Below are 12,862 nucleotides of genomic sequence, written 5' to 3' on the forward strand. Positions count from 1 at the left end.
ACGTCAGGCTCTCCGCACCGCAGACCACCGCGACCTCGGGCGAGATCCGCGCCCAGTCGCCGATCAGGTCCGGCACCGGCCGTTCGGCGGCGGGTGCGCGGGTCTCGCCCCACGCCACCAACGCCGCCGCCTGCTCCGGCCGGTGCAAGGGCACGTCGCGCACCGCCAGGTCCGGCCGCTCGGCCACCGCCGTCAGCACGACCACGAGCTGGTCGAGGATCCGTTCGACCGTGACCGCGTCGAACGCCGCCGTCGAGAACTCCGCCTCGACGCGCAGCGTGTCGTCCACGTCGACGGCGAAGGTGAGCGGGTAGTTGCCCTGCTCCACCGAGTCGAGCAGTGGCGACAGCTCGAAGTCGGCGACGCGGGTCGTGCCGCCGGGGTAGTTGCGCAGCACGACGATGCTGTCGAACAACGCGCGGCCGCCGGGCACAGCCGACCAGCGCTGCACGTCGACCAGCGGCGTGTACTCGAACCGTTGCACCGCGACCTGGTTGTCGCGCACCTCGCGCAGCCACGACGTGAACGGCACGTCGCCGGGGACGACAACCCGCACGGGCAAAGTGTTGATGAACAGGCCCACGGTCGACTCGACACCGGCCAGCTCGGGCGGGCGGCCCGACACCGTCAGGCCGAACACCACATCGTCCTCACCCGACGACGCCGACAACACCTTCGCCCACGCCGCCTGCACCACCGCCGACAACGTCACGCGCTCGCGGCGGGCCAGGTCGACGATCCTGGCCGTGACATCGGCGTCGAGCGCGGTCCGGCTCCGGTCTTGCGCGTAGTGGCTGGCGGCCAACCGATCCACCGGCAACGGCGTGGGTGCCTCGAAGCCGTCCAAACAGGACCGCCAGAACCCCTCGGCCTCGCCCGGATCGCGCCCGTCCAGCCAGGCGATGAACTCCCGGTACGACCTCACCGGTCCGAGCGACCGGCCCGCGTACTCGGCGCACACCTCGTCCATCACGACGGGCAGGCTCCACCCGTCGCACAAACCCTGATACAGCCCCCAGACGAGCCAGTGCTGCCCGCGACCCCGGTCGACGAGGTACAGGCGCAGCAACGGCGGCGCCGCCAGGTCGAAACCCAGCGCCCGATCGGAATCCAGCAGCTCCCGCAACCCGGCGTGCTGGGCGTCCGCGTCGAGACCGGACCAGTCGCACAGCTGCACCGGAACGTCGACATCGGCGAGCACGACCTGCACCGGTTCGCTGACGCCCTCCCACACGAACCCGCTCCGCAACGCCGCCTGACGCGCGATCACCGACCGCCACGCCCCCGCGAGCCGGTCGGCGTCCACGGTTCCGGTGAGCTCGTAAACCCCCTGGCCCCAATAGAGTCCGTCGCCTTCGGCAGGGGCGCCCACGACCCCGAACAGCATGCCCGACTGCACCGGCGCCAACCGGTACACGTCCGCCAGCCCCGGGAACCGCGCCGCCAGCCGGTCGATCTCGTGCTGGGCCAACGACGCCAACGGGAAGTCCGACGGCGTGAAGCCGGAGACCCCGGACCGGCAGTGCTCGACCAGCCCCTCCAGCTCACGCTGGTAGGTCTCGGCCAGCCGGCCGATGGTCGCCGTCGTGTGCAGGTTCGCGCTGTAGTGCCACTCGACGCGCAGCCGCCCGTCCGCGGTGCGCGTCACCTCCAGGTTGAGCAGGTGGGACCGCGTGCCACGACCGGCCGTCGCGGCACCGCGCAGGTGCGCCGGCAGCTCACGGCGCAGCAGGTCCCCGGTGCCCCCGGTGGCTCCCAGGTAGTTGAACAGCACCGGACGGTCCGGAGCGTCCGCCAGTTCGCCGTGCAGCCACCGCAGCACGCCGTAGCCCACTCCGCGGCGCGGCACGGCCCGCAGCTGCTCCTTGACCGCCTTCACCGTCGCACCGGGGTCCTCGTGCCGGCTCAGCCGCACCGGGAAGATCGACGTGAACCACCCGACGGTCCTCGACAGGTCCAGGCCCTCACGGCCGTGGCTCTCCAGGTCGATGGTCAGGTCGTCGGTGCCGGCCCACGGACCGAGCGTGCGCACCAGCGCCGCGAGCAGCAAGTCGTTGCCCCGCGTGCGATACGCCTTGTGCGCGTCACCGAGCAACGCGGCGGTGGTCCCGGCGTCGAGCCACGTCGTGTGGACCCGCGCGGACCGCTCGTCGTTGGGCCCGACACCGTCGACAGGCAGTGCGCTCACGTTCGACGTCGCCGCGACCCAGTGGTCCCGTTCCCCGCCGACCTCCAACCCCGCCAGGTGCTCAGACCACTGCCGGAACGAGGTCGTCTTCGGCCCCAACGCCTCAGCGCGGTACGCGGTGCCGAGATCCTCCAGCAACACGTTCCACGACACGCCGTCCATCACCACGTGGTGGACGATCAGGCCCAGCCAGGCCGGTTCGGAACCGCGGTCGAGGTAGACCGCCGCCACCAGCGGACCGTCGGCCAGCCGCAACGACTTGTGCGCCGCCGTCATCTCGGCGGCCACGTCATCGTCGCGCACCGCGACGACCCGCAGGAGATCGACGGGCTCGATCCCGGCGTTGTGCTGACCGTCGGCCGAGAACCGGATCCGCAGGGCGTCGTGGTGGTCGATCAGGGCGGCGAGTGCGCCGGCGAGCCGGGCTGGGTCGGTGCCCGGTGCCAGCTCGAACACCCCCGACCAGTTCCAGTGGTCGCGGTCGGCGATGTCCTGCGCCAGGAACCAGTGCTGGATCGGCGTCAGCGGCACCGGGCCGGTCACCACGCCCTGCTCCGCCGACGTCACCACCGGCGTGTCACGCACGACGGCCGCCAGCTCGGCGACGGTCTGGCGGGTCAGCACGTCGGCGACGTCCACACCCAGACCGGCGGCACGGGCGCGGGCCACGATCTGCAGGCTCAGGATCGAGTCGCCGCCCAGCTCGAAGAAGTTGTCGTGCACACCGACACGGCCGACCCCGAGCACCTGCGACCACACGGCCGCCAGAGTGTCCTCAACGGACGTTCGCGGTGCCTCGTAGGCTTCCGCCGTGCCAGGCTCCGGGTCGGGCAGGTTCCGGCGGTCGACCTTGCCGTTCGGCGTCAGCGGAAGCCGGTCCAGCGCAACGAACACCGACGGCACCAAGTAGTCCGGCACCCGCTCGCGCAACCACTCCCGCAACACCTTCGCACTGAACTCACCCACCACGTACGCAACGAGCCGCTTGCCACCGTGCGGACCGCCATCCCGCGCCACCACAACGACATCACGCACATCCGGGTGATCACCGAGAACCACCTCGACCTCACCCGGCTCCACGCGATACCCGCGGATCTTGACCTGCTCGTCCACGCGACCGAGGAACTCGAGCACGCCGTCGGCACGCCACCGGGCCCGGTCACCGGTGCGGTACAACCGGCCGCCCGAGCCACCGAACACGTCGGGCAGGAACCGTTCCGCGGTCAGGTCCGGGCGTCCGGCGTAACCCCGGGCGAGTCCCGGCCCGCCGACCAGCAGCTCACCCTCGACGCCCACGGGCGCCGGCCGCATCCGGCCGTCGACGACGAAAACGTCGACCCCGGCGAGCGGCAGGCCGATCGGCACGACCTCGCCCTCGTGCTCCGGCCGCTCCACGACGGGGTGGAAGATCGAGTCGATCGCGGCCTCGGTCACGCCGAAGACGTTGCCCGGCACCGCATTGGGCGCCACGTCCGCGACCGCGGACACGAGTGCGTCGTAGGTCCACATGTCAGTGCCGGAGATGACCAGCCGCAGCGACTCGACCGGACCCGCCTCGCGGCAGTGGGCGGCGAGATCGCGCAGCAGCATGCCAGGCACGATCTCCGCGACCTCTACCTCGTGGTCCACCAGCGTGCGGTGCAACGACTCGACGGACACGGCTTCGTCGTGCGGCAGGAACACCACGGTCTGCCCGAACGCCAGAGCGCGGGTCATGTCACCGATGGAGACGTCGAACCCCGGCCCCGACATCGACAGCACCGTGCCGGCCCCGCCCAGCGCGCCGAGTGCCTGGCGCCAGCCGTCCACGTACGACGACAACGCGCCGTGCGTCACCGCCACACCCTTGGGCCGTCCCGTCGATCCCGACGTGTAGGCCAGGTACGCCAGCGCAGCCGGGTCGATGCGCACCGAAGACACCCCGGCGCCCGAAACCACGTCGTCGAGCACCAGCACCTCGCCGGTGAACCCGGCGAGCTCACCGGCGAGAGCCGCGGTCGTGACCGCGACCGTCACGCCGGCCAGCAGGAACGCCAGCCGTTCCGCGGGAAGCCCGGGATTGATCGGCACGTAGACGCCACCGCTGCGCAACACACCCTGGAAGGCGACCGCCAGCTCGATCCCGCGCGGCACCAGCACCGCGACCGGCGACTCCACGGTGACGCCCGCCTGCCGGAGCCGAGCGGCGAGCGCGTCGGCCCGCTCCCCCAGTTCGCCGAACGAGAGCTGCTCCTGACCGCACACGACCGCGGGCCGTTCGGGCCGCGTCACGGCGTGACCCGCGATCAGGTCCGGTACGCACGAGGTGACACCCGGCGCGGTTCCCGCTCCCCAGCTCCGGGTACGACTATGGTCCACAGTGGACGAGGAGACGGCGCCGTCCAGCGGACCGCGCGCGATCCGGTCGAGCACGTCGAGGAACCGTTCCTCGTGCAACGCCAGTTCCGCGCCGGCGGCGACGCCGTCCTCCACGTCGACGTCCAGCCACGCCTGCCCACCACGAGACCAGCCGTAGGTGGTGACGGTGAGGTCGCGGATCGGCCCGACCGACAGGTTGCGGGGCACGTCGGCGTGCACCTCCGCGCCGAACGAGAGCGGCCGGTTGAGGTCGATCACGTTGAGCGTGGGGCCGAACCACGCGCCGTTGCCGGTGGCCCCGAGCCGCCGGGCCAGGTCCTCACCCCGGTACCGCGACCTGACGGCGATCTCCGCCAGCCGCGCGGCGGTGGCGCCGGTCAGCTGCCGGACCGTCGTGTCGTCCGGCAGGTGCAGGACAACGGGGGCGACGTTCGCGAGCAGCCCGGGAGTGGTGCGCGCCAACGGACTCCGGCGCGCGGCCGTGGCGAGGCCGAACACCACGTCTTCGTGATCGGCGAGCTGCCGCCGGTAGGCCGCGAACGCCGACACGAGGAAGTGCGAAACGCGCATCCCCAGCTCGGCGCAGCGATCGAGGACGGCACCGCGCAACGCCGCGTCGACCGCGACCGTACGCCGCCGTGACGGGCGCCGGCGTTCGGGACGGCCTTCTTCCCGGCCGGGCACCGTGTCCAGCCAGTACCGCTCGTCCGCGGCCCGGTCGGCGGACCGCCGGTAAGCCTGGTCCTCTGCCACGACCTCGGCCCACGAACCGAAGTGGCGGGGCCGGTGCGCACCGGCGTAGACCTCCGCCACCCGGTGCGTGATCAGGTTGAACGAGAAGATGTCCGAGACGAGGTGGTGCGCCCGGTGGTACCACCAGCTCTCGTCGTCGGCGACGCGCAGCAGCGCCCAGCGCCAGAGCGGCGCCATCCGGTGGTCGATCGGCCGGGCGCCCTCGGCGTGCATCCACGCCACGGCCGCGCCCGCCGGATCGTCCTGTGCGCGCAGGTCCACCACGGGCATGACCTCGCCGGGCAGCTCGTCGGCGAAGGCCTGCCACGGCGAACCGTCCGCGTGCTCACCGAAGAACAGCCGGTAGGCATCGGTTTCCTCCGCCGCGACCTGGGCACTGCGCCGCAGGAGCTCCTCGTCCAGGGGCCCGTGCAGCACCACGTACTGCGCCGGGTTGAACTCCGGGGTGTCCCCGAGCAGTTCCGCGGACAGCCACATGTCCAGCTGCGCCGCGGTCAGCGAGTACCGAACGCCGGGTGCGCGCCGCTCAACCACAGAACCGCCCCTCCTGATCGATGACCTCCGCCACTGCGCGAGCGGGTTGGCGTGCCGCTGCCGACACGTGCGAAACCGCTCCGCCACGAGAGAACGGAGCGATCGCCGGAGGCTGAGATACCGCGGGTGAAGAAGGAACTCCGCAGAGCGGACTTCGCGGCCGAACCCGGCCGGCCACGTGCTCCGCGGCCGGTGGCGTCACGGACGCGAGCAGGCGCGAAGACCGGTGGCCATCCCGTGCGGATCTCGTCGACAATCCCGAAAACGGGCGACGTTCATCGGCAGCGAGGCTAATACCGAGCCCGCGCGCGACTTGTACACGAATTCTCGCCGAACAACCACGACACCCCCCGCTCATCCATCAATCCAGCCGATTCGTGCGGCGAATCAACCAGACCAACGGAAGCGACCACCCCAAAGAAGCCCCCTGCGCCACTGAAGTGACGAAGCGAGGTTAACCAGGCTTGTGAACTGGTCGAATCCACCGAACAGTCCAATTTGAGGTGTTACGCAGCTCTACAAACCGGCCCTCCACCCAATGCAGCAATGTTAATTGCACCGGTCACCTGAGGCACTCGCCCAAACACGGGCAGTGACCGAAACGCCTCGACCGGCAGACAATAGGTGAACCCAAGGGTTCTGCAAACGTGGCGACAATCCGCCACCACCCACGGATTGCGCCAAATGCACCCGGCTGACCAGTGCCGCAAATCAGCCGGCACCGGTTGTCGATCTTTCCAAACGGAATGAATCATTCACCGGGCCGGTGATCTCGGTAGCATCGCGACCGCGGTGGCAGCGGATCACCGCATCCGTGCGGCTTGACATTCCTGTCGCGGACGAGGCCGCTCCAAATCACCCGGTCGCCCATTCGCGCGGCCGTTGGGGGGATCGATGCCGGTGCTGACGGTGCAGGACGTGGCAACACGGGCCGGCACGGCCGCCCCGCTCGCGCGAGGCCCGGTGGCGGTCGTCGCGGTGCTCTACGCGGCCGTGGTGCTGCCGTTCGCCGGACGCTACGGGCTCATGGTCGACGAGCTGTACTTCCGGATGCTGGGCGACGAGCCGCGCTGGGGTTACTTCGACCAGCCACCACTCGCGCCGCTGCTCGCGAAGGCAGGTGCGGTGGTGTTCGGCGACACGGTGTCGGGCATCCGGATGCCGGCCCTGCTGTGCGGCGTCGCGATCGTCGTGCTCTCCGCGCTGATCGCCGCGGAGCTGGGCGGCGGACCGCGCGCGCAGGTGCTCGCGGCGGCCGCCGTGGGCACGTCGGTGACCACGCTCACCATCGGGCACTTCCTGCTGACCAACAGCCCGGACATCGTCGCCTGGTGCGCGGTGACGCTGTTCGCGCTGCGGGCGCTGCTGCGCGGGGACGGCAGGTGGTGGCTCGCCGTCGGTGTGACGTGCGGGGTGGCGACGTACGCCAAGTGGGTCATCATTCTGCTGCCGCTGACGCTGTTGGCGGCAATGCTGCTGATGGGGCCGTGGCAGGAGCTGCGCAGCCGGTGGTTATGGGCGGGTGCCGGGCTGACGCTCGTGATCGGCGCGCCGAACCTGCTCTACCAAGCGGTCAACGGCTGGCCGCAGCTCGTCATGGCACGGTCGTTGTCCGACGGCCACTGGACGGACGGAGTGCTGTTCCCCGTCGACCTGGCGATGCTGGTCGGGCCGGCAGTGGCCCCGATCCTGGTGGCAGGCCTGGTCGGCCTGCTCCGCCACCCCGCATGGCGACCGGCACGGCCGCTGGGAGTGGCCTATCTCGTCGGCACGACCCTGGTGCTCGTCGTCGCGCCGAGCGGCATCGACTACACGGAGGGCTACCTGCCTCCGCTGGTCGCCGCGGGCTGCGTCGTCGCGGACGGGTGGTTGGACAGGGGCCGTGCGCGGTGGCCCGCGGCGGTGTCGGTGCTGTCACTGTTCGCTGTGGCGCAGGTGGCGATCACCTTGCCGGTGGTGCCGGAGCGGGTGTACGCGCAGCTCCCGCTGACGAGTCTGACGACGGAGACCATCGGCTGGCCGCAACTGGTCGGACAGGTCGCCGACGCCTACGCCGCACTGCCGGCAGACGAACAGTCGCGCGCCATCGTGCTGACGGAGAACTACGGCGAAGCGGGCGCGCTGCACTGGCTGGCCGACGACCGACCACTCCCGCAGGTCTACAGTGGACACAACGAGCTGTACTTCCGGGGACCACCGCCCGACACCGCGGACGTGGTGATCGCGGTGGCCCTGCCCGAGGACCGGCTGGCGCGCGACTTCCGCGAGTGCGCCGCGCTGGCGCGCATCGACAACGGGTACGGGCTCGAGACCAGGGAGCACGGCCGGGCCATCTCGGTGTGCCGCGGCCCGCGCGCGCCGTGGGCCGAGCTGTGGCCCAGGTACCGGTTGGTGGGCGCCTACTGAGACCGCACCTCTGTGACCCCTTGCCCCACAGTCGATCAAGCACACTACCTGCCAAAACACCGAAACCGCAGCTCACGACGGTGCCGTTGGTCACCGTTCAACACGGCCGAACACCGTTGACACACAATGGATCCTCCCAATTCGTCCGAAAAGGACTTCCATGCCGACCAGCACGTCACGGGCCTCAACTCCGAAGCGAGGACACGCGACCTCGCCTTGCCGCCGGCCGGGCCAGGCACCGCCCGGCGCGGCCGCTCGTAACGTGCCGGAGCCTGTTTGCGGAAAGCGTCCCGTCCCTCACGTCACAGTCGGCCGGGTGTACAGGACATGACGGCCGCCCGAGGCGGACGGCCGCCACGGATCCGGCGTTGGCCGAACGCGTCAGCGCCGCAGCAGCCGCCAGTAGCGACCCCACGGCACCATGGCGAGACCGCCCGCGATCAGCAGGCCGAGCCTCGCCTTCGCCGCGCCGGGAAGCCGGGGCCAGAGCCGTCTCGCCCGCACCGCGGTGAGAGCCGTGGTCGCCACGGTCGCCGCCGCCGTCCCCTGCAGGGCCAGCCAGGGAAGGGTCCGGCCACCGAACATCGGTCCCAGCGCGGGTTTCTCATCCACGGTGACGCGGAGGAAGTAGACGATCCAGCCACCAACGGTGACCGAGCCGAGCACGGCCGCCCAGCGGCCTACTCGGTCCAGTTCCCCCGGCCGGCTCAGGCTGCCGGGGAACGCGATGAAGAACAACGCCACGGCGGCGCACTGGACACCGGTCGACTCCCACCACGCCAGCGGGTCGACCGTCCTGCTGTACACGGCTTGCACCGGTGGCACAGCACTGGTTGCGGGCCACGCGGTCGCCGGCACGCCTGTGATCCAGGACGTCACGAACTCGACGTAGCCGGGTGCGAGCTTCTCCGGTTGCCCCGGTTCGCACACACCGTGATCCGCTGCCGGAACCACTCGGAGGGTGATCCGATCGTTGTCCGCCAGCGCCTCGCGGAAGATCAGCAGACTCTCCCCCGGCGGCACGACACTGTCGTGTTGACCCCAAAGCGCCAGCACCGGCTGGCGCAGCGTGCGGAGCACCGACACGCCGTCGTGGTGCGCCTCCGCGAACAGACCGGCACCCGCGAGCTGCCGGATCCCCACTTCCGCCAGAGCGTCCACCAGCGCGCCCCGCACGCCGTTGCGGCGCAGGTAGGTCTCCAGCGCCCAGCCCTGCTGGCGGGCCGGCGACAGTCCGCTGGCCCCGACCAGAACCACGTACGCGATCTCGTCCGAACGGGACGCCGCCAGGGGTGCCACCCAGCCGCCCTCGGAGAAACCCCACAGCCCGACCCGCTTCCGGTCGGTCTCCGGTTGCGCGGCGAGCAGCCTGACCGCGGCGAGCGCGTCCGCGGCCAGCAGGCCGTAGTCGCGCCGGGTGGCCGAGTAGCCCTCGGTGCGCTTGTCGTAAGTCAGCGCGACGATGCCCTCGCGCGCGAAAGCCTCGGCGTGCGCCGTGAGCGAGGACCGGGGTCCTGGCCCCGATCCGTGCACCAGCACCACGCCGGGTCTGCCGGTGCCGCGGGCCGGTACGTGAAGTGTGCCGCGCAGAGTCGTCCCCGCGTTCTCGAAGGACACCTCCCTGGTCCGGATCACGACGTGCCCACCGCCGCGGGCAGCGTTCCGGCCGGGCGGATCGCGAGCACGACCCGTTCCAGCGACAGCACGACCTCTCCGCCGACGCGGGTCTCACCGGAGACGATCACCGTGCCGGGTATCGCCCGCACCACCCGGACGTCGTGGTGCAGCACCTCGCCTGGGACCACCCGGCGGCGGAACTCCAGCCCGGACAGCTTTCCCGCGAGCATCACGTGGTCGCGAGGCAGGTCAAGGGCGCCGGTGAGGCCGAGCACCACCCCGACGGCCTGCATCCACGACTCGACGACCAGCGTCTCCGGGTAGGCGTGGTCATCGTCGTCACCGATCTCGTCGTACCAGGGCTCGTTGCAGCTGACCGCCTTGACCACCACCAGCCTCGTCCCGTCGTCCGTCCACGTCGCCCCGTCCACCAGCAACATCGGGTACCGGTGCGGAAGCAGCTTCTTGATCTCCGTCACGCCGATCACGCCGCGCTCCTCTTGCCGAGCCTGAGACGAACCACCGCGGCCGGGCCCCTGTCCGTGCCGACACGAGCCTCACAAACGTGCTGATCCCAGCGCAGCGAGATCGTGATCACGTCGTGCGGGAAGACCGGCGACTGGAACCTGACCGAGTCCACGGCGACGAGTCCGGCAGGGCTGTCCGGCACCACCTGGCGGACCGCCAGGTGGACGCATTCGACCAGACAGACACCCGGAAAGATGGGCAGGTCCGGGAAGTGCCCGGCGAAGACCGGCTCTCGCGGTGAGACACCGAGTTCCAGCACCGCGGTCCAGCAACCATCCACACAGGACGGTGGCTGGACGAGACGGGGCCGGCCCCGCACCGGGCCCTTCACCGGACCATCCGCTCGTGACAGACCGGCCGGTGCGACAAAGCGTTCGCGACCTTCATCCGCGTCTCCTCCGGGTCGATCACCTCGTCCACGGCTGCTGCGTCCACACCGGACGATGACCAGGAATACACCGTCGTCACGCCCAGAGAGCAGGCCCTCGCCACGAAGTACGCGCCCTGATAACACTCGCGGGTGATCAGCACCACGCGTGGGACGGACGTCGACGCGAAGGCGTCGAGAAGTTCCGCGCCACCGCGCAACAGGTCTGCCCACCGTTCGTCGATGCCCGGCAGGAACGCGGGCACGTCCACGACGACGATCAACGGCACCGAGAACGCGTCGCACATCCGCACGAACTGCGAAGCCTTTCTCGCGGCCGCCACGTCGAGCAGGCCCCACCGGTCGCTCGGGTTGTTCGCCACGACACCGACCGCGCGGCCTCCCAGCGTGCCGAGGCCGACCACGATGCTCTGCGCCGTCTCGCGCCGGAGCGCCTCGAACGTGCCGTCGTCGAGCAGCTCGCGCACCAGCGGTTCGACGTCGTAGGGCTGCTGCCCGCAGGCCGGCAACACCTTTCGCAGGTCCTGGCGGCAGCCGGCCACTACGTCATCAGCCCGCGCCGATCCGGTCAGCAGGCGCAGGACTCGGGTCGTGGCAGCCCGCGCGTCCACTTCGTTCGCCACGTCCAGGTGCAGACCCCGCCCACCGACGGAGATCGCCACGTCGGCGAGCTCCACGCAGGCGGCCATCCCGCCACCCGCCGGGCCGGCGACGGTCAGGATCTGGGGAACACGGCCGGAAACACTCATCATCGCCGCGTACACGTGCACCAGTCCGCCGGACAGCTCGTTCCCGGTGCCGGTCGCGGCTTCGATCCGCCACACCCCGATCAGCGGGAGGTCCTCCCGGTCGGCGAGGTCGATCGCCGCAACGACGTGACGGCATCTGACTTTCTCGAAGACCTCGTTCGCCTCGTCCATCTCGACGACGTACAGCACGACGGGGACACCCGTGATCGTGCCGCGGGCGGTGTACACGCCCGCGCGGTCGTCGTCGGCCAGCACGACGGCGCTGCCCGGATCGAGCCAGGACGCGGAACGTGATGAGATCATGACCGTCCGCCGTACCGCTCGAGCTCGTCGAAGAAACCGGGCACCGTGCGCAGTTCGCCGCCGGCGTCGAGCTCGTCGTGGACGTGCTTGGCCAGCGCCAGGTCCAGCACCCCGAGCCCGAACGGGGAGAACACGACGGGCCGGTCGTCCGGCAGGACGGCGGTACCGGTCAGCACGTCGGGCAGCGTCGCGTGCACGAAGTCGCGGTGGCCCGCCTGCTGCTCCGCCAGGTGCGGTGACGTGTTCGCACGCAGGCAGTGATCGACATCGTCCACGACGTTGACCGAGGACAGGATGATCTCGGGTGCGAGATCGCGCAGCGACAGGTGCAGGACCAACGGGTTGTGCCGGAACCACGACGGGTCGTGCACGTGCGGCGTCGCGGCCACCGTCGCGAACACCACCACGTCGCTCGCGCGGACGAGTTCGCCCGCGTCGGCGTGGATCCTGGCCCGGCCGCCGGACCGCGCCACGTACGAGGAGAACCCCTCCGCGTGCGCTGCCGCTGTGTCGTACACCCCGACGTCGTTCAGGTCCCAGCCCGCGGTGCGGAGATAGGTGTGCACGTACCTGGCGATGAGTCCGGTACCGACGAACCCGACTCTCGGGGTGCCCGGGCCCCTGCGCAACAGTCCCGCGGCCAGCACCGCGGAGGCGGCCGTGCGAGTGGCGCTGATGACGGACGTCTCCAGGCACGCGAACGGATAACCGTTGGCGGGATCGTTCAGCACGATGACGCCGGACGCCCTCGGCAGGCCGGTCGTGACGTTGCCGGGAAAGCTGGAGATCCACTTGACACCGTCCACAGTGGAGTCTCCGCCCAGCGACGCCGGCAGCGCGATGATGCGGTCGGCGGGCCGGTCGGCAAACCTGAGGAAGTACGACGGCGGGTTCACCGTGCGCCCGGCACCGTGCAACCGGTAGGTGTCCGCCACGATGCCCATCACGCGCTGTTCCTGCCCGTGCAGTACCCGGCTCACCTGTTCACCGGTGATGACGGCGAAAGACGGTGCCACGGACTCGGTCATGTCGGTCTCC

The 12,862-nt window shown here is 70.7% G+C and carries 7 protein-coding genes (1 of these 7 running past the window's edge); 1 reads left to right on the forward strand and 6 read right to left on the reverse strand.

Annotation, left to right across the window (positions count from 1 at the left end; translation table 11 throughout):
• Window positions 1–5,833: the start of a non-ribosomal peptide synthetase gene (locus tag AOM45_RS14430; protein ID WP_059362449.1), read on the reverse strand. Its footprint begins 25,025 nt before the window's first position; only the first 5,833 of its 30,858 coding nucleotides appear in the window; its start codon is at window positions 5,831–5,833; its stop codon lies beyond the left edge, outside the window.
• A gap of 894 nt (window positions 5,834–6,727) precedes the next feature.
• Between AOM45_RS14430 and AOM45_RS14435 the strand changes: the two genes are divergently transcribed.
• Window positions 6,728–8,239, forward strand: coding sequence for an ArnT family glycosyltransferase (locus AOM45_RS14435; protein ID WP_030472190.1), 1,512 nt, complete (start codon window positions 6,728–6,730; stop codon window positions 8,237–8,239).
• 381 nt (window positions 8,240–8,620) lie between these two features.
• On the opposite strand, the gene AOM45_RS14440 is transcribed toward AOM45_RS14435, so the two are convergent.
• The 5 genes from AOM45_RS14440 to sbnB form a co-directional block, all read right to left on the reverse strand.
• Complete coding sequence (locus AOM45_RS14440; protein ID WP_051784484.1) at window positions 8,621–9,874, reverse strand: alpha/beta hydrolase family protein; 1,254 nt, start codon at window positions 9,872–9,874, stop codon at window positions 8,621–8,623.
• Window positions 9,871–10,344 carry a 3-hydroxyacyl-ACP dehydratase FabZ family protein gene (locus AOM45_RS14445; protein WP_030472192.1) on the reverse strand — a complete coding sequence of 158 codons (474 nt, stop codon included), beginning with the start codon at window positions 10,342–10,344 and terminating at the stop codon, window positions 9,871–9,873. The genes AOM45_RS14440 and AOM45_RS14445 overlap by 4 nt, the downstream gene beginning before the upstream one ends.
• Window positions 10,341–10,643, reverse strand: coding sequence for a 3-hydroxyacyl-ACP dehydratase FabZ family protein (locus tag AOM45_RS51765; protein WP_051784485.1), 303 nt, complete (start codon window positions 10,641–10,643; stop codon window positions 10,341–10,343). The genes AOM45_RS14445 and AOM45_RS51765 overlap by 4 nt, the downstream gene beginning before the upstream one ends.
• Before the next feature lie 68 nt (window positions 10,644–10,711).
• Entirely contained in the window at window positions 10,712–11,824 is a 1,113-nt protein-coding gene (locus AOM45_RS14455) for a carboxyl transferase domain-containing protein (protein ID WP_051784486.1), read from the reverse strand.
• Complete coding sequence (gene sbnB / locus AOM45_RS14460; RefSeq protein WP_030472195.1) at window positions 11,821–12,852, reverse strand: 2,3-diaminopropionate biosynthesis protein SbnB; 1,032 nt, start codon at window positions 12,850–12,852, stop codon at window positions 11,821–11,823. Before sbnB ends, AOM45_RS14455 begins: the two co-directional genes overlap by 4 nt.
• Between the last annotated feature and the right edge of the window lie 10 nt (window positions 12,853–12,862).

The sequence above is a fragment of the Lentzea aerocolonigenes genome (assembly GCF_000974445.1).
GTDB lineage: Bacteria > Actinomycetota > Actinomycetes > Mycobacteriales > Pseudonocardiaceae > Lentzea > Lentzea aerocolonigenes.

What these genes read in the sequence shown, in the direction of transcription:
- AOM45_RS14435 (WP_030472190.1), top strand. Translation starts at nt 6,728, where the DNA reads ATGCCGGTGCTGACGGTGCAGGACGTGGCAACACGGGCCGGCACGGCC.
- AOM45_RS14455 (WP_051784486.1), bottom strand. Translation starts at nt 11,824, where the DNA reads ATGATCTCATCACGTTCCGCGTCCTGGCTCGATCCGGGCAGCGCCGTC.
- sbnB (WP_030472195.1), bottom strand. Translation starts at nt 12,852, where the DNA reads ATGACCGAGTCCGTGGCACCGTCTTTCGCCGTCATCACCGGTGAACAG.